A 19219-nucleotide genomic window follows, 5' to 3' on the forward strand; every position below is an offset into this window, starting at 1 on the left:
GTTTTCAAGGACATCGCCATGCCCACTGCCCTCTACCGTTTGCTCCTCGCCTGCCTGTTACTGCTGCCCATCGCAGCCCATGCCGGTGAAGCCGAAGATTTTGTCGCGGCCAATTCCAACCAACAGGCGCAACTGCTGGAAACCTGGGCCGCGCAGCCCGATCCGGCACGCCTGGAACTGCTCAAGGCCCTGCAGCAGGGTCAACTGAGCATCGCCGGTGAAAGCAAAACCCTGCGCCTGAACAACCGCCTGCGGGGCCTGATCGACAGCGCCCTGGCCAGCCACCAGTTGCTTGCCACCGAGGCCAGCACCCGGCTCGACGCCGCCCGGCAGCTGCAGAAAAGCGCCAAGCCGGCGCAATTGAAATTCCTCGATGCCCGGCTCGCCGCCGAGCAGGACCCCGGCGTGCACGACGCCCTGAGCCTGGCCCTGGCCAACCTGCAACTGGTGGACGGCGATCCGGCAGTGCGCCTGGCCGCCGTGCGCCTGCTGGGGGAAACCGGCGACCCGCTGGCCCGCACCCGTCTCGAAGGCCTGCTGCAACCCGGGGTCGAGGCCGATGCCAACGTGCGCACCGCCGCCGAAACCAGCCTGGCCCAGGTCAAGCGCAAGCTGCTGCTGGGTGAGGTCCTCGGCCAGGCCTTCAGCGGCTTGTCCCTGGGTTCGATCCTGCTGCTGGCGGCCCTGGGGCTGGCCATCACCTTCGGCCTGCTGGGGGTGATCAACATGGCCCACGGCGAGATGCTGATGCTCGGCGCCTACTCCACCTACGTGGTGCAGTGGCTGTTCCAGCGTTTTGCTCCGCAGGCCATCGAGTTCTACCCGTTGCTGGCCCTGCCGGTGGCATTTTTTGTCACCGCCGCAATCGGCATGGCCCTGGAGCGCACGGTGATCCGCCACCTCTACGGCCGCCCGCTGGAAACCCTGCTGGCCACCTGGGGCATCAGCCTGATGCTGATCCAACTGGTGCGCCTGCTGTTCGGCGCGCAGAACGTCGAGGTGGCCAACCCGGCCTGGCTGTCGGGCGGCATCCAGGTCCTGCCCAACCTGGTACTGCCCTACAACCGCATCGTGATCATCGCCTTCGCCCTGTTTGTCGTCGTGCTCACCTGGCTGCTGTTGAACAAGACCCGCCTGGGCCTGAACGTGCGCGCGGTGACCCAGAACCGCAACATGGCCGCCTGCTGCGGCGTGCCCACCGGACGGGTGGACATGCTCGCCTTCGGCCTCGGCTCGGGGATCGCCGGCCTGGGCGGCGTGGCCCTGAGCCAGATCGGCAACGTCGGCCCGGACCTGGGCCAGAGCTACATCATCGACTCGTTCCTGGTGGTGGTGCTCGGCGGCGTCGGCCAGTTGGCCGGCAGCGTGCTGGCGGCCTTCGGCCTGGGGATCGCCAACAAGATCCTCGAACCGCAGATCGGCGCCGTGCTGGGCAAGATCCTGATCCTCGCGCTGATCATTCTGTTCATCCAGAAACGTCCCCAGGGACTCTTTGCACTGAAAGGACGGGTGATCGACTGATGAACCAACCACTGCTCATTACCGCCAGCCAGAAAGCCGGGCCCAAGCTCACCCTCAGCGTCGGCGCCCTGCTGCTCCTGGTGTTGCTGGCATTGCCGCTGTTGTCGCTGCTGGCGGCGGACCACCCGCTGCACGTCTCGGCCTACACCCTGACCCTGGTGGGCAAGATCCTCTGCTACGCCATCGTCGCCCTGGCCCTGGACCTGGTCTGGGGCTATGCCGGGCTGCTGTCCCTGGGCCACGGTCTGTTCTTCGCCCTGGGCGGCTACGCCATGGGCATGTACCTGATGCGCCAGGCCGCCGGAGACGGCCTGCCGGCATTCATGACCTTTCTCTCGTGGAACGAGTTGCCCTGGTACTGGACCGGCACCAGCCACTTCCTCTGGGCCCTGTGCCTGGTGGTGCTGGCGCCGGGTCTATTGGCCCTGGTGTTCGGTTTCTTCGCCTTCCGCTCGCGGATCAAGGGCGTGTACTTCTCGATCATGACCCAGGCCCTGACGTTTGCCGGGATGCTGCTGTTCTTTCGCAACGAGACCGGCTTTGGCGGCAACAACGGCTTCACCAACTTCCGCAGCATCCTGGGCTTCGGCATCACCGAGCCGGGCACCCGGGCGGTGCTGTTCCTGGCCACGGTGCTGCTGCTGGTGGCCAGCCTGCTCCTGGGCTGGCGCCTGGCCCGGAGCAAGTTCGGCCGGGTGCTGACCGCCCTGCGCGACGCCGAGAACCGCCTGATGTTCTGCGGCTACGACCCACGCGGCTTCAAGCTGTTCGTCTGGGTCCTGAGCGCGGTGCTCTGCGGCCTGGCCGGGGCCCTGTACGTGCCCCAGGTGGGCATCATCAACCCCAGTGAAATGTCCCCCACCAACTCCATCGAGGCCGCGGTGTGGGTGGCCCTGGGCGGGCGCGGCACCCTGGTCGGCCCGCTGCTGGGCGCCGGGCTGGTCAACGGCATGAAGAGCTGGTTCACCGTGGCCTTCCCCGAGTACTGGCTGTTCTTCCTCGGCGCCCTGTTCATCGTGGTGACCCTGTACCTGCCCAAGGGCGTGATCGGCCTGCTGAAGAAACGAGGTGAACAATGAGAGTCACGGCCACGGCGGACTTCATGCTCGAACCCATACTCGAACCCAACAAGGACTCGGGCAGCAGCCGCGACGCCATCGGCCTCGGCCAGGCCGCCGGCAGAGGCCTGAACACCCGTCACGGCACCATCCTGACCCTGGAGGACATCAGCGTCAGCTTCGATGGCTTCAAGGCCCTCAACGACCTCAACCTGTACATCGGCGTCGGCGAACTGCGCTGCATCATCGGCCCCAACGGCGCGGGCAAGACCACCCTGATGGACGTGATCACCGGCAAGACCCGGCCGACCCGGGGCAAGGCCTGGTTCGGCGAAACCCTGGACCTGACCCGGATGAGCGAAGTGCAGATCGCCCAGGCCGGGATCGGCCGCAAGTTCCAGAAGCCCACGGTGTTCGAGGCCCTGAGCGTGTTCGAGAACCTGGAGCTGGCGCAGAAGACCGACAAGTCGGTGTGGGCCAGCCTCGGCGCGCGCCTGAGCGGCGAACAGCAGGACCGCATCGCCCAGGTGCTGGAGACCATTCGCCTGAGCCCTTCGGCCCAGCGCCAGGCCGGCCTGTTGTCCCACGGCCAGAAGCAGTTCCTGGAGATCGGCATGCTGCTGATGCAGGACCCGCAACTGCTGTTGCTGGACGAACCGGTGGCGGGCATGACCGATGCCGAGACCGAGTTCACCGCCGAGCTGTTCAAGACCCTGGCCGGCAAGCACTCGCTGATGGTGGTGGAGCACGACATGGGCTTTGTCGGCTCGATTGCCGACCACGTCACCGTGCTGCACCAGGGCAGCGTGCTGGCCGAAGGATCGCTGGAACAGGTGCAGGCCGATGAGCGCGTGATTGAGGTTTACCTGGGCCGATGAATCGGCCAGCGACAAGCCGCAAGCTTCAAGCGGCAAGTAAAGAGCAAAGCCGTACAACCATCCTGCCCTGACTTGCAGCTTGAGTCTTGCAGCTTGAATCTACTGACGGAGTTCCGATGCTAGAGGTCCAACAGCTTCACCAGTACTACGGCGGTAGCCACATCCTCCGGGGCCTGAGCTTCGAGGCCCGGATCGGCGAAGTGACCTGCTTGCTCGGGCGCAACGGCGTGGGCAAGACCACCCTGCTCAAATGCCTGATGGGCCTGCTGCCGGCCAGGGAGGGCACGGTCAACTGGGAGGGCCGGGCCATCACGGGCTACAAGCCCCACCAACGGGTCCAGGCCGGTATCGGCTACGTGCCCCAGGGGCGGGAGATCTTTGCTCGCCTGACCGTGGAAGAAAACCTGCTGATGGGTCTGTCCCGCTTCCCCGGCTCCCAGGCCAAGGAAGTCCCGGCCTTCATCTACGAACTGTTCCCGGTGCTGTTGCAGATGAAGCAGCGCCGCGGCGGCGACCTCTCCGGCGGCCAGCAGCAACAGCTGGCCATCGGCCGGGCCCTGGCCAGTCGGCCCCGGCTGCTGATCCTTGACGAGCCCACCGAAGGCATCCAGCCCTCGGTGATCAAGGAAATCGGCGCGGTGATCAAGCAACTCGCGGCCCGGGGCGACATGGCGATTGTGCTGGTGGAGCAGTTCTACGACTTTGCCGCCGAACTGGCCGACCACTACCTGGTGATGTCCCGGGGGGAAATCATCCAGCAGGGCCGCGGTGAAAATATGCAGGCCGACGGTGTACGCGGCCTGGTTACGATCTAATCTGTAGCCTCCTAACGATAACGACCCAGCATGAACTCACCTGCCGCCACCGCCCTGTTCACCCCCAGCTGGCACGCCGAACTGGAGCTGGCCTACGCCCGTTTCGGCGCCAGCACGCGCCCGGTGCTGCGCCGCCACCTGGGCCCGCTGCGGGTGCAGAAGCACCTGTACGCCGAAGGACCCGAGGTGTGCCAGCACATCATCGTGCACCCGCCCGGCGGCATCGCCGGCGGCGACCGGCTGGCCATCAGTGCCCGGGTCGAGCGCGACGCCTGGGCCCAGTTGACCAGCCCCGGCGCCGCCAAGTGGTATCGCGCCAACAGCCCGGCCGGGCAGACCCTGGACCTGCAGGTGGCGCCGGGGGCGACCCTGGAGTGGCTGCCCCAGGAAACCATTGTCTTCAGCGCCGCCCAGGCCGAACTGACGACCCGGATCGACCTGCAAGGCGACGCCCGGCTGTTCTACTGGGACATCGTCGCCCTCGGCCGCCCGGCCAGTGCCGAGCGCTTCGAGCACGGACACTTCCAGGCCCACCTGGATATCCGTCGCGACGGCCGGCCGCTGTGGCATGAGCGCCAGCGCCTCAGCGGCGGCGACGGCCTGCTGGATTCGCCCATCGGCCTGGACGGCCAGCCGGTGTTCGCCACCCTGCTGGTGAGCGGCGACATCGACAGCCAACTGCTGGAGCGCTGCCGTGCTCTGCAGCACCCGGTACGCGGCGACCTGAGCCAGCTGCCGGGGCTGCTGGTGGCCCGCTGCCTGGCCAGCGAGGCCCTGCTCGCCCGTGCCTGGCTGATCGACCTGTGGCGCCTGCTGCGCCCGGTCCTGCTGGGCCGCGAGGCGGTGCCGCCGAGGATCTGGAACACATGAAACACCTGCCCTTTTCAAACTGCCCAACGACGGATCGATCACGATGGACCTGACCCCACGCGAAAAAGACAAGCTGCTGATCTTCACCGCCGGCCTGGTGGCCGAACGGCGACTGGCCCGCGGCCTCAAGCTCAACTACCCGGAAGCCATGGCCTATATTTCCGCCGCGCTGCTCGAAGGTGCCCGGGACGGCCAGAGCGTGGCCGATCTGATGCACTACGGCACCACCCTGCTCAGCCGCGAACAGGTGATGGAAGGCATCCCGGAGATGATCCCGGAGATTCAGGTGGAGGCCACCTTCCCCGACGGCACCAAGCTGGTCACCGTCCACCAACCCATCGCCTGAGGCCGCGTCATGACCTATCGCATCCGTGATGCGCTGCACGCCGACCTGCCGGCGATCCGCGACATCTACAACGACGCTGTGCTCAATACCACGGCGATCTGGAACGACGCCCCGGTCGACCTGGGCAACCGTCAGGCCTGGTTCAGCGCGCGCCAGAGCCAGGGCTATCCGATCCTGGTGGTGGTCAACGCCGAGGAGCAGGTGCTCGGCTACGCTTCCTTCGGCGACTGGCGGCCCTTCGACGGCTTTCGCCACACCGTGGAACACTCGGTCTACGTGCGCCGCGACCAGCGCGGCAACGGCCTGGGTCCACAACTGATGGCGGTGCTGCTGGAACGCGCCCGTGGCTGTGACAAGCACGTGATGGTGGCCGCCATCGAGAGCGGCAACACCGCCTCGATCCGTCTGCATGAGCGCCTCGGTTTCATCAGTACCGGGCAGATGCCCCAGGTGGGCACCAAGTTCGGGCGCTGGCTGGACCTGACCTTCATGCAACTGACTCTCAACCCCGGGGCACAACCGCCCGCCCCTCACCAGGAGTGACCTCTCGATGAACGCCGCCCAACTGCGCCGAGTCCATGGAGAAAGCTTTGCCCATTACCGCCAGGGATTGATCGACCTGCTGCTGGACTCGGTGCAGCACGGCGCGTCAGTCGGTTTCATGGCCGACCTGGACGACAGTCAGGCCCGGGCCTACCTCAGCAGCGTGCAGGCCGGGGTCGAGGACGGCAGCCTGCTGCTGTGGGTGGTGGTGCATGACGAGAGGGTCCTGGCCAGCGTGCAGTTGGCGCTGTGCATGAAGGCCAACGGGCGCAACCGCGCCGAAGTGCAAAAGCTCATGGTGCTGCACAGCGCCCGGCGTCGCGGCCTGGGCCAGCAGTTGATCAATGCCCTGGAGCAGGCTGCCCGCCAGCACCGGCGCGGGCTGCTGTACCTGGACACCGAGGCCGGCTCGGCGGCGGAAGCGTTCTACCGCGCCCTGGGTTACACCCGGGTCGGCGAACTGCCCAACTACTGCCAGAGCCCGGACGGCACCTACACCCCTACCGCCATCTACTTCAAGACTCTGGGACAACCGCTATGATTCCTGGCCAATACCAGATCCAGCCCGGCGAGATCGAACTCAACGTCGGGCGCCGCACCTTGAGCCTGAAGGTGTCCAACAGCGGCGACCGGCCGATCCAGGTCGGCTCGCACTATCACTTTTTCGAAACCAACGACGCCCTGACCTTCGACCGCGCCGCCAGCCGCGGCATGCGCTTGAACATCGCCGCCGGCACCGCGGTGCGCTTCGAACCGGGGCAGACCCGCGAAGTGGAACTGGTGGAGCTGGCCGGCAAGCGCCGGGTGTTCGGCTTTGCCGGACGCATCATGGGCGACCTCTGAACACAGCTCCCAGTGACAAGCTTCAAGCGCCAAGCAAAAGCGGCCTGAAGCGCTATGGATGTCTTTTGAATTTTCTTGCAGCTGGCAGCTTGAAGCTTGCCGCTCATTTCCGAGGAACGAGGAATGCGCATTTCCCGTGAGGCCTACGCCGACATGTTCGGCCCCACCGTGGGCGACAAGGTACGGCTGGCCGACACCGAGCTGTGGATCGAAGTGGAGAAGGACTTCACCACCTACGGTGAAGAAGTGAAGTTCGGTGGCGGCAAGGTGATCCGCGATGGCATGGGCCAGAGCCAGCTGCTGGCGTGCGATGTGGTGGACACCCTGATCACCAACGCCCTGATCATCGATCACTGGGGCATCGTCAAGGCCGACGTCGGCCTCAAGGACGGGCGCATCGCCGCCATCGGCAAGGCCGGCAACCCGGATATCCAGCCCGACGTGACCATCGCCATCGGCGCCAGCACCGAAGTGATCGCCGGGGAAGGCATGATCCTCACCGCCGGCGGCATCGACACCCACATCCACTTCATCTGCCCGCAGCAGATCGAAGAAGCGCTGATGAGCGGCGTCACCACCATGATCGGCGGCGGCACCGGGCCGGCCACCGGGACCAACGCCACCACCTGCACCTCCGGGCCTTGGCACATGGCGCGCATGCTCCAGGCCGCGGACGCCTTCCCGATGAACATCGGCTTTACCGGCAAGGGCAACGCCAGCCTGCCGGAGCCCTTGATCGAACAGGTCAAGGCCGGGGCCATCGGCCTCAAGCTGCACGAGGACTGGGGCAGCACCCCGGCCAGCATCGACAACTGCCTGAGCGTGGCCGACCAGTACGACGTGCAGGTGGCGATCCACACCGACACCCTCAACGAGTCCGGCTTCGTCGAAACCACCCTGGGCGCCTTCAAGGGGCGGACCATCCACACCTACCACACCGAAGGCGCCGGCGGCGGCCACGCTCCGGACATCATCAAGGCCTGCGGTTTTTCCAATGTGCTGCCCAGCTCCACCAACCCGACCCGGCCCTTCACCCGCAACACCATCGACGAGCACCTGGACATGCTCATGGTCTGCCATCACCTGGACCCGAGCATCGCCGAGGACGTGGCCTTCGCCGAAAGCCGCATCCGCCGCGAGACCATCGCCGCCGAGGACATCCTCCACGACCTGGGGGCGTTCTCGATGATCAGCTCCGACAGCCAGGCCATGGGCCGGGTCGGCGAAGTGGTGACCCGCACCTGGCAGACCGCCGACAAGATGCACCGCCAGCGCGGCCCGCTGCCGGGCGACGGCCCCGGCAACAGCAACTTCCGGGTCAAGCGCTACATCGCCAAGTACACCATCAACCCGGCGATCACCCATGGCATCAGCCATGAAGTGGGCTCCATCGAAGTCGGCAAGTGGGCCGACCTGGTGCTCTGGCGCCCGGCCTTTTTCGGGGTCAAGCCGACCCTGATCCTCAAGGGCGGAGCGATTGCCGCGAGCCTGATGGGCGATGCCAACGCCTCGATCCCGACCCCGCAGCCGGTGCATTACCGGCCGATGTTCGCCAGTTACGGCGGCAGCCGCCACGCCACCAGCCTGACCTTCATCAGCCAGGCGGCGCTGGACGCCGGAGTGCCGGAACAATTGGGCCTGAAAAAACGCATCGCCGTGGCCAAGGGCTGTCGCACGGTGCAAAAGAGCGACCTGATCCATAACGACTACCTGCCGAACATCGAAGTCGACCCGCAGACCTATCAGGTCAAGGCCGACGGTGTGCTGCTGTGGTGTGAACCGGCGGATGTGCTGCCCATGGCCCAGCGCTATTTCCTGTTCTGAAACCCATCCAGCCGCTGGGCAGGGACGGTGTTGAACCGGCGGATATGGCGCTAAGATGCGTCTCGTTTTCCACTCTCTGCCCACTAAGGTGCCCGGCCATGCGCCTGTCCGATTTCATCGTCCAGCACGTTGAGCAAATCGTTGATGAATGGGAACAATTTGCCAGGACCCTGGCCCCTGACTGCCTGACCCGCAGCGACCTGCGGGATCACTCGCGGTCGATTCTGCTGGCCGCCGCCCGGGACATGCGCACCAGCCAGAGCCCGGGGGAGCAATTGGCCAAGGCCAAGGGCGAAGGCCCGGACAAGTCACCGAGCCTGGATGCGGCCGCCGCCAGCCATGGCGAACTGCGCCATCACGTGGGTTTCGATCTGGTGCAGATGACCTCGGAGTTCCGCCACCTGCGGGCCTGCGTGATCCGCCTGTGGGTTGCCAGCCTGACAACCCCGGACCTGGAGCACCTGCAGGACATGATCCGCTTCAACGAGGCGATCGACGAAGCCCTGGCCGAGTCCACCACCGCCTATGCCGAGCAGGTCAGCCGCTCGCGGGATATCTTCCTGGCGATTCTTGGCCACGATCTGCGGGCGCCGCTGCAAGCGGTGAGCATGTCCACCGAGATGCTGGCGCGCAAAGTGCCGCTGGATGAGGACGCCCTGGCCTTTGTGTCGCGGATCAAGACTGGCACCCGGCACATGGGCGCCATGGTCAGCGATTTGCTGGAGTTCGTCCGCAGTCGCCTGGGCAACGGCTTGCCCATCGACCCCGCGCCCATGGACCTGGCCAGCGCGGCCAAGGCGGCCATGGACGAAGCCTGCGCGGGCCAGCCCGACTGCCTGCCGCTATTGAGCTTCGAAGGAGACAGCCACGGCATCTGGGACCGCGCCCGCATCGAGCAGATGCTGCAGAACCTGATCGGCAATGCCTTGCAGCACGGCAGCAACCGCCGCACCGTCACCGTGACCCTCACCGGCGGCGTCGAGCAAGTGCTGCTGACCGTTCACAACTACGGCGTCCCCATCCCCCAGGAAGCCCTGGCCACCCTGTTTGACCCGCTGGTGCGCAGTGCCGACGAGGAACTGGGCAGTACCAGCACCAGCCTTGGCCTGGGGTTGTTCATCGTCAAGGAAGTGGTGACCGCGCACCAGGGCAGCATCGAGGTCAGCTCCAACGAAAGCGACGGCACCACCTTCACCGTCACCCTGCCGCGGGTGTCCCGCGCCTGAGGCACGCTATTACTGCTGCTGCCCTCTGTAGCCGCTGCTGAGCGCCAGCGAAGCTGCGAACGAGGACCCAGTCCTCGCAACCTGATTTTCCTGACACGCCGCAGCTGCCTGTTTTTACGGTCGCTGCGCGCCCGGTCGCAGCCTCGCTGGCGCTCGGCAGCGGCTACAGGCCGTCAGGCCGTCAGGCCATGGGACATCAGTCCAGCAGCAGGCGGCCCAGGCGCTGCCTGAGCATCTGGTTCTCGGCGCGCAGTTGCCGCACTTCATCCAGCAGGTCTAGGGCCAGGGCGACCCCTTCCCACTCCAGGTCCAGATCGCGGCGCAGCTTCGCCGCGCGCTTGGCCAGGGACAGTTCGACATCACTGAAACGCCAGTTCTGGGGCGCCGTCCCCTGAGGTTCGAGGATGCCGTGCTCGACGATTTCGATCACGTAGGCCGCCGACAGGTCGGCCACTTCACAGAATTCTTCCATGTCCAGCTGAACGATCAGGGTGCTCATGATCGGCGCCTCCTAGTGTCGAATCAGAAATTTTCCCGGGGGTCGAACGCCGCCTTCTTCGCCAGCTCCTGCCACAAGGCCTTGACGTCATCGCCGGTGTGCTTGGGCATCACCGCCTTGAGCTGGACGAACAGGTAGCCGCGCTGGCCGGCCTTGTTCAGCAGACCGTGGCCCTTGGCGCGCATGCGCTGGCCGTTCTGGCTGCCGGCCGGAACCTTGAGGTTGATCTTGCCGGTCAGGGTCGGGACCGCGACCTCGGTGCCCAGCGCCAGCTCCCAAGGGGCCAGCGGCAGGGTGATGATCAGGTTTTCGCCTTCGACATCGAATTTCGGGTGCGGCGCAAAACGAATGGTCAGGTACAGGTCGCCATTGGCCCCGCCGCCCACGCCCGGCGCGCCCTGGCCCTTGAGGCGGATGCGCTCGCCGTCGGTGACCCCGGCAGGAATCTTCACGTTCAGGCTCTTGCTGGTGTTGCTGACGTGCTGGCCGGCGGCGTTGTACTGCGGCACCTGGAAGCTGATCTTCTTCGACTCGGTCGACAGGGTTTCCTCAAGAAAGATCGGCAGTTCCATTTCCACATCCTGTCCACGACGACCGCTGCTGCGGCGCTGTTCCGGGCCGCCGAATCCTGGCCCCCGGTTACCAAAGATCGAACTGAAGAAGTCCGAGAAATCACCACCGTCGCCGCCGCCAAAGCCGCCACGGCTCTGCCAGCCCGGCGGCCCCTGGAAGGGCTGGCCATGCTGACCGTACTTGCGCAGGTCGTCGTATTCGGCGCGCTTGTCGGCGCTTTTCAGCGCCTCATAGGCTTCCGAGGCATCCTTGAACTTGGCCTCGGCATCCTTTTCCTTACTGACGTCGGGGTGGTATTTGCGCGCCAGCTTGCGATAGGCGGCCTTGATCGCCTTGTCGTCCGCTGTCGGCTCCACACCGAGAATCTTGTAATAGTCTTTGAAGTCCATCGAGGGAATCACCATCCGTTATCAAAGTCGCGCGGCGTGCAGCACAGCATGCTCGGTCTGGCAGCATGAGAATTGATCAATCTCAATCCTCTGACTGAACGGCGCATCAGAAGTTTATCGGCAGCCGCGGGCGGATCTTGTGATCCCTGGACGACTGCTCGGCCCATGCCTGCAAGTTTGGGGGTCAAGGATAGTCTTTCAAGGCACAACGGGTTGCGATTTAGCACATGGTCGGCCTTTGCAACGCGCGAGGACTGGCGTACGCTGCGCGGCCGTTTTTTTCACCGGATCCAAAGACATGAACAACGCCACCCCGGCCCGGGCCTGCGGCATTGACTTCGGTACCTCCAACTCCACCGTCGGCTGGCTGCGCCCCGGCGAGGAGACGCTGATCGCCCTGGAGGACGACAAGATCACCCTGCCTTCGGTGGTGTTCTTCAATATCGAGGAGCGCCGTCCGGTGTACGGCCGCCTGGCGCTGCACGAGTACCTGGAAGGCTACGAAGGCCGGCTGATGCGCTCGCTGAAAAGCCTGCTGGGCTCCAAGCTGATCAAGCACGACACCAGCGTGCTGGGCACCGCCATGCCGTTCAAGGACCTCTTGGGGCTGTTCATCGGCCAGTTGAAAAGCCGCGCCGAAGCCACCGCCGGTCGGGAATTCGAGCAAGTGGTACTGGGCCGCCCGGTGTTCTTCGTCGATGACGATGCCGCCGCCGACCAGGAAGCCGAAGACACCCTGGTGGAAGTGGCGCGCAAGATCGGCTTCAAGGACGTGTCCTTCCAGTACGAACCGATTGCCGCGGCCTTCGACTACGAGTCCACCATCGAACGCGAAGAGCTGGTGCTGATCGTCGACATCGGCGGCGGTACTTCGGACTTCTCCCTGGTGCGCCTGTCCCCCGAGCGCCGTGGCGTCGATAACCGTCACGACGACATCCTCGCCACCGGCGGCGTGCATGTCGGCGGCACCGACTTCGACAAGCAGTTGAGCCTGCAGGGCGTGATGCCGCTGTTCGGCTACGGCAGCCGGATGAAGAGCGGCGCCTACATGCCCACCAGCCACCACATGAACCTGGCGACCTGGCACACCATCAACTCGGTGTACTCGCAAAAGTCCCAGCTGGCCCTGGGCAGCATGCGCTACGACATCGAGGACACCGGCGGCATCGACCGCCTGTTCAAACTGATCGAACAGCGCGCCGGGCACTGGCTGGCCATGGAAGTGGAAGAAACCAAGATCCAGCTGACCCACGCCGAGAACCGCCTGGTGGCCCTGGACCGCATCGAGCGCGACCTCAGCGTCGACCTGAGCCGGGCCCTGTTCGAATCCTCCATCGACGGTTTGCTGGAGCGCATCCGCACCAGCGTCACCCAACTGTTGAGCGACGCCAATGTTGGTGTGGCCCAGGTCGACACGGTGTTCTTCACCGGCGGCTCCAGCGGCATTCCGGCGCTGCGCCAGAGCGTGGCGGCCATGCTGCCCAACGCCCGGCATGTGGAAGGCAACATCTTCGGCAGCATCGGCAGCGGCCTGGCCATCGAAGCCAAGAAGCGCTACGGATAAGGGCAGCGGCAAGCTTCAAGCGGCAAGCCGCAAGTAAAGGCAAGAGCGGGATCGGCTGTAGCTTGCGGCTTGAAGCTGCAAGCTGGCGGCTGCTGTTAAACCAGGCCCGCCAGCTTCAATTCGCTCTTCAGGTAGGCGTAATAGATCGGTCCCGCCACCACCCCGGGCAGGCCGAAGGCGGCCTCGAACACCAGCATCGCCAGGAGCAGTTCCCAGGACTTGGCACTGATCTGCCCGCCGACAATCCGCGCGTTGAGGAAGTATTCCAGCTTGTGGATAAAGATCAGGTAGCCCAGCGCCGCCACCGCCACCCAGATCGACAGCGACAGCCCGACGATGGTGATCAGGGTGTTGGAGATCAGGTTGCCGATCACCGGCAACAGGCCCAGCAGGAAGGTCAGCACGATCAGGGTCTTGGTCAGCGGCAGCTTGACCCCGAACAGCGGCAGGATCAGTGCCAGGAAGATCCCGGTGAAGAAGGTGTTGAGCAGGGAGATCTTGATCTGCGCGAAGACGATGTTGCGAAACGCCTGGACCAGCAGGTGCAGGCGGTCGAACAACGCCGCTGCCAGGGGCTTGCGCTTGGTCAGGTCGGGGATGCGCTGCAGGGCGATGATCGCCCCCAGGACCATGCCGATCAGCAGGGTCACGAACATGTGCGCCGCGTCCTTGCCCACCAGCTGCAACTCGCTCAAGTGCTTGCTGGCCCAGGCGCCGATGGCGGCCTGGAACTCCGCGGCGCTGGCCGGCAGGTAGGCGTCGAGGAACGGCGGCAACTGGCCCCGGGCCTTGTCCACCACCACCATGAACTTGCCCAGCGAGGCGCCAGGGTTCTCCGCTTCATGCAACAGGAAACTGATGGCCCCGGCGAACAGCAGGGTCAACAGACTGACCACCAGCGTGCCCAGCAGCGCCACCGCCAGCCAGCGCGCCCGCCGGCCCTCGATCAGCCGCTGCAATTGCGGGGTGAGCATGTTGACCAGCTCGAACACCAACAGCCCCGCCAGCAGGCTGGGTAACAGACGCAAGGGCAAGGCCAGCAACAGGCCACCGAAGATGATGATCCAACTGATGAACAACAGATGACGCTGTGAAAACGCTGGCATATAGCCTCAAGACAAACAGCGGGAAAAGACCGGCAGTCTGCCAGCCTTCACCCCCGAGGAATAGTGGCAGGCGCCTTAAGGACGCGGGCTTACAGGGTACTGGAGTGTCGTGACGGACGAAGGTTCAGTCGGTTTTGGCCCCAGGCACCGGGGCTGAAAGGTCGGGCAGCTGCACGTCATAGCCGCAGTAGTGCAATTGTGTCCGGATCAGTCGCTGGTCGGGGTAGTCACTGCCCCAGGGCAGCTTGCGGTCGTAGCGCGATTTGATATGGGCACAGACCCCCTGGATATCAGCCCGTGCCTTGGCCAGCACCGGCGCCGGCAAGGGGTTGATCTTCAGGCTCTGGAAGAACGGCACGATGAACACCTGATCCAGGTCGTAACCCTTGCTCCCCAAGGGCAAGCGCTGGCCTGCATGCACATAGAACGGCTGTTGCAGGCCGCTCTCCTGCTCCCAGCACCAGTACTTGACCTTGTCTTCGAGAATGCCCACTGCGGTCCCCTCCCAGCGCTCGTAGGCGCGCAGGCATTGATAGCCCTGCATGTTCACCCAATCGAGACTGCTGGGCTTGACACCGGTATGGGATGGCCGCGCCTGCCTGGCCAGCAGATCCTCAAGAAAGGCCTGCTTCGGATAGAGCAGACCATCCCCCCAGCCATCGAGAAAGCTGTTGACCCGCATATAGAGCCCGGAAGCCGTCACCTGAATGTCCCCATAGGAGAAAGATCCCGAGGTGCCGACCGACAGCGCATCACGGCCCTTTTCATAGGTGAACCCGCCGGTGATGGTTCCGCACTGCGCATGCCGATAAGGCTCGGGCAGGTCGAAGGAGTAACGCTGCATCAGAGTGATCCGCTTCGCGCCTTCCGTGCACAGCATCCGGCTGTCCAAGCGATCATTTTCGTAGACCAGGGGCGGCGACATGCAGCCGCTGACGATCACCAACAGTCCGCCTACCAGTAGGTGCCCAAGGGCGCGGCGAAGGCTTGCGGCCAACCTGAGCCTGCTCATTCCTGGTATTTGCTGATAAACGAATACTTGCTCCCCGCTGCTTCGACGATGGCCTGCATCTCCTGCTCCTGCGCCGGCTCGCCGACAAAGAACACCCAGACCCGAGGAAACTGCTGATCACTCAGCGCACCGCCGACAATCGCCTTGTCCAGTGCCGGGTTGGCGCCGAATATCACGAACGTTCCATACTGCTCTGCCGAGGCTGTGCGAAACATATCGCGCATGTTGAACCGTACCATTCCGCCCCCCGCCACAATCGCCAGGCGATCCGGAAGCACTCCATGACTGTTGATCCGAGTGAAGACCAGTGGCGGGCCTTCCTTGGATTGCAACGAACCATCGCGGCTGTGCTGCACAACCGACACCACGTCAGAGAGGACCTCATCCTGGCTTTTTTGACGAGGAGCAGAAGCACACCCGGCAAGAACACAACACAGCAGAACCCACAGAACTTTTTTCACCGTCACATCCCTATGCAATTGCTGGCCAGCTCCAGGCGCTGAGCCTCCATTAAGGCGTCGAACATCCGCCCCCTTGCTTGCGATGAAGCGCGGAGGATCATAAACACAATGACTGGCTATGGCTGAGAAAAAACAGCCATGAGCAACGAGGCGCGCGGGAGATGAGCCTCCCCAAGGCAAGACGGGGAGGCGCAATGACGGTATCGACAGGGACTTATTTCTTCTTCAGGCAATCACTCATGAACGCCTTGCGCGCATCGCCCTTGAGGGCCTTGGCGGTGGCGTCGGCGTTGCAGGTCTTCATTCTTTCCTGAGGCGTGGAAGGGGTGGCGGCGGCAGCCGGGGCGGCCTTGAGGCAGGTGCTCATGAAGGCCTTGCGCTCGTCGCCCTTGAGGCTCTTGGCGGTGGCTTCGGCATTACAGCTGGTCATCTTGTTCTGCTGGGCGGTGGCGGCAAACCCCTGGGAGCACAACAGCAGGCCCACCATCAACAACGGAATACGCAACATCTTCATGGAGTTTTCTCCTTGTCACCGCGCCGACGGGCACGGCCTCCTGCGCAGTGTAGACAAAGCCTGTTACACCTTCATCTGTTCTGCAGGCCGGCCCGGCGGTATTGCTCGGGGGTGCAGCCGGCCTGGCGCTGGAACATCGCGATAAACGCCGAGGCGGTGCTGTAGCCCATGTCGAAGGCGATTTCCTGGATGCTGCGCGGGCTGTCTAGGGCCTCGATGGAGGCCAGGAAACGCTGGCGCTGGCGCCATTCGCCAAAGCTCATGCCCAGCTCGCGAACGAACTGCCGGGCCAGGGTGCGTTCGCTGACATGGGCCTGCTGCGCCCAATGGGCCAGCGGCTGGTGGTTGCCCGGCTCGGCCTGCAGGGCCTGGAGCACTCGCAGCAGCTCCGGGTGGCGGGCGTAGGGCAGGTAGCAGTTATGCACCGGGGCCTGGCGCAGTTGGTCCAGCGCCACCTGGGCCAGGCGCTGGTCGGCCTCGCCCTCGGGGATCTGCACGTCCCGGGCGGCGAAGTCCTTGAGGATCGCCTTGAGAATCTCGCTGATGGCCAGGGTGCTGCCCTGCAGCGGCAGGTCCGCGCACAGTTCCGGCGCCAGCAGCACCGCCCGGTAGTTGATCGGCTGGGAAGTGTAGAAACTGTGGGGCGTCTGCGGCGGCACCCAGACCGCATATTGCGGTGGCGACATGAAGCGCTGGCCGGCGATCTCCATGTGCATCACCCCATGGGCCGAATACTCCAGGCAGCCCCAGGGATGACGGTGCTCCAGGGCATGGCTGTGGGCGGCGAAGTCGGCATAGCGGAAATACACCGGCGCGGGGAGCCCGTGGAAATCCAGGAGGTCGATGTGTTTTTTGCTCATGCTGTCCGGATGTCGGGGCGGGTTGTCCGGTTCGCAGTATAGGCGTTGATCCGGACAAGGGGATAATCGCTCCTCATCAACTCTGTGGCTGTCTCCATGCAATACGCTTATCCACTGCTGGCCATCTTTATCTGGGCCGGCAATACCGTGATCAACAAACTCGCCGTGGGCGCGATCTTCCCCGCGGAGATCGGCTTCTATCGCTGGTTGCTGGCCGGCCTGCTGTTCACCCCCTTCATGCTCAAGCCGGTGATCGGCCACTGGCCGGTGATCCGCCCCAATCTGTGGCGCATCGCCATTCTCGGCATCCTGGGCATGGCGGTGTATCAGAGCCTGGCCTACTTCGCCGCCAGCCTGACCTCGGCCACCAACATGGGCATCATTCTGTCGCTGATGCCGCTGATGTCCCTGGCCATGGCCATCGCCGCCCTGGGCCAGCGCCTGACCGCCGGGGCCCTGGTGGGCGCGGTGCTGTCGTTTGCCGGGGTGCTGCTGGTGGTGTCCTCCGGCAGCCTGGCGGCGCTGCTGCAGCACGGGGTCAACCTGGGGGACGCGATGATGCTGGTGGCCACCCTGGCCTATGCGATTTACAGCACCCTGCTGAAAAAATGGCAGCTGCGCCTGCCACCGCTGGTGCTGCTGTACCTGCAGGTGCTGGTGGCGGTGGTGGTTCTGCTGCCGCTGTTCCTGGCCTCGCCAAAAGTCGGGCCGACCCTACAGAACATTCCCCTGGTGCTCTATGCCTGCCTGCTGGCCTCGATGCTCGCGCCCCTGGCCTGGATGCAGGCGGTGGTGCGCCTGGGGCCGAGCCGGACCACGCTGTTCTTCAACCTCTTGCCGTTGATCACGGCGCTGATTGCCGCGGTGGTGCTGCATGAGCGACTGGCCTGGTTTCATCTGGTGGGTGGCGTGCTGACGTTGGCCGGGGTGGTTCTGTCGGAGCGCTGGACCACGGTGCTGCGGCCGTTGGCCGGCAAGCCGGCGCCTACGGGGCAAGGCTGAAGGTCAGAGGCCGGCGGCCTTGAGGCGCTGGGCATGTTCGACGAACAAGCGGATCGGTTCAGCGCCCTTGCCCACCAGGCCCAGGGACTGGTTGACGATATCGAAGTGATCCAGGGGGTAATCGTCGCCAATGACCTGCCCCAGATGGGAGCTGTAGCGCCCCACCATGCCGTCGCACTGGCCGGCTTCGCGGACGAAGGTCCGGGCGAACAGGCGGCAGCTGCGACTGGTGCCGTCGAACAGATTGCGTCCGCGATTGGTCTTGCCCGGCTGCAAGGTGCCGGACCAGGAGTAGTAGCGCACACCGTCGACCTGTTCCGGCCCCTGGCCGCCCCAGGTCGTCGGCAACCCCTGGGGGTATTGGCGGTTGAACAGGGCCACGCCCTCGGTGGTCAGCGACTGGTGCGAGGCGTGAATATCCACTGGCAGTTTCGGCCCGCGATAGCCGGTTTCCAGCAGCGTCATCAAGGCCGCGATACCCCGCAATAGCGCACTCAGGATGCGCCCCTTGAAGCTGTGGGCCGGGGAATGCCGGGCCAGGTAATCCGCCAGTTCGGAACCGTGGTTGGGACCGGCCACCGAAGTCACCGAAGCCACCCAGTCCGGGCGCTTGGCGGCAGCGTAGCGCGCGGTGAGCGCGCCCTGGCTGTGGCCGATCAGGTTGACCCGCGAGGCACCGGTCTCGGCCAGGATCCGCTGGACCTGGGCCAGCAGTTGTTCGCCGCGCACCTCGCTGGAGTTGAGCGGCGACACTTGCACCGCATACACCCGGGCCCCGCCCCGGCGCAGGGCCGGGATGATCCCGTACCAGTAGGGGTACAGCAGCAGGCGGACAAAACCGAGCATGCCGGGAACCAGCACCAGGGGGTATCGCGTGGCAAGCGCTTGGGACATGCAGTAAGTCCTTGAAATGGGCCGGGCTGGCCCAGGCTGAAAGCTAGACCATAACCAAGGGCATCGTCAGTCCCCGTGACGGTTTGACGACAGCAGCATGACAGCCCCGCCTACTTCAACCCCGCCACCCCGGCCACGATCAGCCCTACCGACAGCAGCTTGAGCGGCGTCAGGCTTTCCCCCAGCAGCACGAAGCCCAGCAGCACCGTGCCCAGGGAGCCGATCGCGGTCCAGATCGGATAGGCCACGCTGACCGGCAACTCGCGCATGGCCAGGGTCAGGAAGTAGATGCCGGCCACGGCCGCCATCACCGTCACCAGCGAAGGCCAGGGACGGGTGAAGCCCTCGGCGTACTTCATGCCCATGGCGAACGTGACCTCAAAGGCCGCCGCCAACAGCAGGTATATCCAGGCCATGGCGC

General features: G+C 64.9%; 22 protein-coding genes. 13 read left to right on the forward strand and 9 right to left on the reverse strand.

The window, feature by feature from the left end; translation table 11 throughout:
* The first annotated feature begins 18 nt into the window (after positions 1–18).
* The 11 genes from urtB (at position 19) to L1O02_RS27875 (ending at position 9924) form a co-directional block, all read left to right on the forward strand.
* On the forward strand, positions 19–1521 hold the full coding sequence (gene urtB / locus L1O02_RS27825; RefSeq protein ID WP_235759102.1) for an urea ABC transporter permease subunit UrtB: 1503 nt from the start codon (positions 19–21) through the stop codon (positions 1519–1521).
* The gene (gene urtC / locus L1O02_RS27830; RefSeq protein WP_235759104.1) at positions 1521–2600 is read left to right on the forward strand and encodes an urea ABC transporter permease subunit UrtC; all 1080 of its coding nucleotides are present in this window, start codon (positions 1521–1523) and stop codon (positions 2598–2600) included. The genes urtB and urtC overlap by 1 nt, the downstream gene beginning before the upstream one ends.
* Positions 2597–3457, forward strand: coding sequence for an urea ABC transporter ATP-binding protein UrtD (gene urtD / locus L1O02_RS27835; protein WP_060837314.1), 861 nt, complete (start codon positions 2597–2599; stop codon positions 3455–3457). Before urtC ends, urtD begins: the two co-directional genes overlap by 4 nt.
* A 116-nt stretch (positions 3458–3573) precedes the next feature.
* Positions 3574–4272, forward strand: a complete 699-nt coding sequence (gene urtE, locus L1O02_RS27840) for an urea ABC transporter ATP-binding subunit UrtE (protein ID WP_129406315.1) — start codon at positions 3574–3576, stop codon at positions 4270–4272.
* 30 nt (positions 4273–4302) lie between these two features.
* The gene (locus L1O02_RS27845; protein WP_235759106.1) at positions 4303–5142 is read left to right on the forward strand and encodes an urease accessory protein UreD; all 840 of its coding nucleotides are present in this window, start codon (positions 4303–4305) and stop codon (positions 5140–5142) included.
* Positions 5143–5185: 43 nt separating this feature from the next.
* A complete protein-coding gene (locus tag L1O02_RS27850; protein WP_060837311.1) occupies positions 5186–5488 on the forward strand; it encodes an urease subunit gamma in 303 nt (100 codons plus the stop codon).
* Positions 5489–5497: 9 nt separating this feature from the next.
* The gene (locus tag L1O02_RS27855) at positions 5498–6031 is read left to right on the forward strand and encodes a GNAT family N-acetyltransferase (RefSeq protein ID WP_060837310.1); all 534 of its coding nucleotides are present in this window, start codon (positions 5498–5500) and stop codon (positions 6029–6031) included.
* 7 nt (positions 6032–6038) lie between these two features.
* Complete coding sequence (locus L1O02_RS27860) at positions 6039–6572, forward strand: GNAT family N-acetyltransferase (protein WP_060842352.1); 534 nt, start codon at positions 6039–6041, stop codon at positions 6570–6572.
* A complete protein-coding gene (locus tag L1O02_RS27865; RefSeq protein ID WP_060837308.1) occupies positions 6569–6874 on the forward strand; it encodes an urease subunit beta in 306 nt (101 codons plus the stop codon). Before L1O02_RS27860 ends, L1O02_RS27865 begins: the two co-directional genes overlap by 4 nt.
* Positions 6875–6997: 123 nt before the next feature.
* Positions 6998–8698 (forward strand): urease subunit alpha, encoded by a 1701-nt coding sequence (ureC, locus tag L1O02_RS27870; RefSeq protein WP_108545973.1) that lies wholly within the window; start codon positions 6998–7000, stop codon positions 8696–8698.
* A gap of 98 nt (positions 8699–8796) precedes the next feature.
* On the forward strand, positions 8797–9924 hold the full coding sequence (locus L1O02_RS27875) for a HAMP domain-containing sensor histidine kinase (protein ID WP_129406313.1): 1128 nt from the start codon (positions 8797–8799) through the stop codon (positions 9922–9924).
* Positions 9925–10120: 196 nt separating this feature from the next.
* Here the strand turns inward: L1O02_RS27875 and L1O02_RS27880 are convergent, their stop codons facing one another.
* Entirely contained in the window at positions 10121–10426 is a 306-nt protein-coding gene (locus L1O02_RS27880; protein ID WP_173655925.1) for a chaperone modulator CbpM, read from the reverse strand.
* A gap of 20 nt (positions 10427–10446) precedes the next feature.
* Positions 10447–11385, reverse strand: coding sequence for a DnaJ C-terminal domain-containing protein (locus L1O02_RS27885; protein WP_060841868.1), 939 nt, complete (start codon positions 11383–11385; stop codon positions 10447–10449).
* Between the two features lie 298 nt (positions 11386–11683).
* Here L1O02_RS27885 and L1O02_RS27890 point away from each other — a divergent pair, with 298 nt between their 5' ends.
* On the forward strand, positions 11684–12949 hold the full coding sequence (locus tag L1O02_RS27890; RefSeq protein WP_060837304.1) for an Hsp70 family protein: 1266 nt from the start codon (positions 11684–11686) through the stop codon (positions 12947–12949).
* Positions 12950–13044: 95 nt separating this feature from the next.
* On the opposite strand, the gene L1O02_RS27895 is transcribed toward L1O02_RS27890, so the two are convergent.
* The 5 genes from L1O02_RS27895 to L1O02_RS27915 all read right to left on the reverse strand — a co-directional run bounded on the left by L1O02_RS27895 (position 13045) and on the right by L1O02_RS27915 (position 16902).
* Positions 13045–14055 (reverse strand): hypothetical protein, encoded by a 1011-nt coding sequence (locus L1O02_RS27895; RefSeq protein WP_060837303.1) that lies wholly within the window; start codon positions 14053–14055, stop codon positions 13045–13047.
* 124 nt (positions 14056–14179) lie between these two features.
* Entirely contained in the window at positions 14180–14899 is a 720-nt protein-coding gene (locus tag L1O02_RS27900) for a hypothetical protein (RefSeq protein WP_235759108.1), read from the reverse strand.
* Positions 14900–15063: 164 nt separating this feature from the next.
* On the reverse strand, positions 15064–15528 hold the full coding sequence (locus L1O02_RS27905; RefSeq protein ID WP_235759110.1) for a hypothetical protein: 465 nt from the start codon (positions 15526–15528) through the stop codon (positions 15064–15066).
* A 214-nt stretch (positions 15529–15742) separates the two neighbouring features.
* The gene (locus tag L1O02_RS27910; RefSeq protein ID WP_047301399.1) at positions 15743–16042 is read right to left on the reverse strand and encodes a PsiF family protein; all 300 of its coding nucleotides are present in this window, start codon (positions 16040–16042) and stop codon (positions 15743–15745) included.
* 71 nt (positions 16043–16113) lie between these two features.
* Positions 16114–16902, reverse strand: coding sequence for a helix-turn-helix transcriptional regulator (locus tag L1O02_RS27915; protein ID WP_235759111.1), 789 nt, complete (start codon positions 16900–16902; stop codon positions 16114–16116).
* A gap of 96 nt (positions 16903–16998) precedes the next feature.
* Here L1O02_RS27915 and L1O02_RS27920 point away from each other — a divergent pair, with 96 nt between their 5' ends.
* A complete protein-coding gene (locus L1O02_RS27920; protein WP_129406309.1) occupies positions 16999–17904 on the forward strand; it encodes a DMT family transporter in 906 nt (301 codons plus the stop codon).
* Positions 17905–17907: 3 nt separating this feature from the next.
* Here L1O02_RS27920 and L1O02_RS27925 read toward each other — a convergent pair whose 3' ends face one another.
* Positions 17908–18798 carry a triacylglycerol lipase gene (locus L1O02_RS27925; RefSeq protein WP_060842346.1) on the reverse strand — a complete coding sequence of 297 codons (891 nt, stop codon included), beginning with the start codon at positions 18796–18798 and terminating at the stop codon, positions 17908–17910.
* Positions 18799–18908: 110 nt separating this feature from the next.
* On the reverse strand, positions 18909–19214 hold the full coding sequence (locus L1O02_RS27930) for a multidrug efflux SMR transporter (protein ID WP_060837297.1): 306 nt from the start codon (positions 19212–19214) through the stop codon (positions 18909–18911).
* Positions 19215–19219 lie beyond the last annotated feature (5 nt).

Origin of the sequence: Pseudomonas sp. BC42 (assembly GCF_021560055.1) — a bacterium.
Taxonomy (GTDB): domain Bacteria; phylum Pseudomonadota; class Gammaproteobacteria; order Pseudomonadales; family Pseudomonadaceae; genus Aquipseudomonas.

Coding starts and splice junctions, on each gene's coding strand:
- urtB (WP_235759102.1), top strand. CDS start 19: ATGCCCACTGCCCTCTACCGTTTGCTCCTCGCCTGCCTGTTACTGCTG.
- urtC (WP_235759104.1), top strand. CDS start 1,521: ATGAACCAACCACTGCTCATTACCGCCAGCCAGAAAGCCGGGCCCAAG.
- urtD (WP_060837314.1), top strand. CDS start 2,597: ATGAGAGTCACGGCCACGGCGGACTTCATGCTCGAACCCATACTCGAA.
- urtE (WP_129406315.1), top strand. CDS start 3,574: ATGCTAGAGGTCCAACAGCTTCACCAGTACTACGGCGGTAGCCACATC.
- L1O02_RS27845 (WP_235759106.1), top strand. CDS start 4,303: ATGAACTCACCTGCCGCCACCGCCCTGTTCACCCCCAGCTGGCACGCC.
- L1O02_RS27850 (WP_060837311.1), top strand. CDS start 5,186: ATGGACCTGACCCCACGCGAAAAAGACAAGCTGCTGATCTTCACCGCC.
- L1O02_RS27855 (WP_060837310.1), top strand. CDS start 5,498: ATGACCTATCGCATCCGTGATGCGCTGCACGCCGACCTGCCGGCGATC.
- L1O02_RS27860 (WP_060842352.1), top strand. CDS start 6,039: ATGAACGCCGCCCAACTGCGCCGAGTCCATGGAGAAAGCTTTGCCCAT.
- L1O02_RS27865 (WP_060837308.1), top strand. CDS start 6,569: ATGATTCCTGGCCAATACCAGATCCAGCCCGGCGAGATCGAACTCAAC.
- ureC (WP_108545973.1), top strand. CDS start 6,998: ATGCGCATTTCCCGTGAGGCCTACGCCGACATGTTCGGCCCCACCGTG.
- L1O02_RS27875 (WP_129406313.1), top strand. CDS start 8,797: ATGCGCCTGTCCGATTTCATCGTCCAGCACGTTGAGCAAATCGTTGAT.
- L1O02_RS27885 (WP_060841868.1), bottom strand. CDS start 11,385: ATGGACTTCAAAGACTATTACAAGATTCTCGGTGTGGAGCCGACAGCG.
- L1O02_RS27890 (WP_060837304.1), top strand. CDS start 11,684: ATGAACAACGCCACCCCGGCCCGGGCCTGCGGCATTGACTTCGGTACC.
- L1O02_RS27895 (WP_060837303.1), bottom strand. CDS start 14,055: ATGCCAGCGTTTTCACAGCGTCATCTGTTGTTCATCAGTTGGATCATC.
- L1O02_RS27900 (WP_235759108.1), bottom strand. CDS start 14,899: ATGCAGCGTTACTCCTTCGACCTGCCCGAGCCTTATCGGCATGCGCAG.
- L1O02_RS27910 (WP_047301399.1), bottom strand. CDS start 16,042: ATGAAGATGTTGCGTATTCCGTTGTTGATGGTGGGCCTGCTGTTGTGC.
- L1O02_RS27915 (WP_235759111.1), bottom strand. CDS start 16,902: ATGAGCAAAAAACACATCGACCTCCTGGATTTCCACGGGCTCCCCGCG.
- L1O02_RS27920 (WP_129406309.1), top strand. CDS start 16,999: ATGCAATACGCTTATCCACTGCTGGCCATCTTTATCTGGGCCGGCAAT.
- L1O02_RS27925 (WP_060842346.1), bottom strand. CDS start 18,798: ATGTCCCAAGCGCTTGCCACGCGATACCCCCTGGTGCTGGTTCCCGGC.
- L1O02_RS27930 (WP_060837297.1), bottom strand. CDS start 19,214: ATGGCCTGGATATACCTGCTGTTGGCGGCGGCCTTTGAGGTCACGTTC.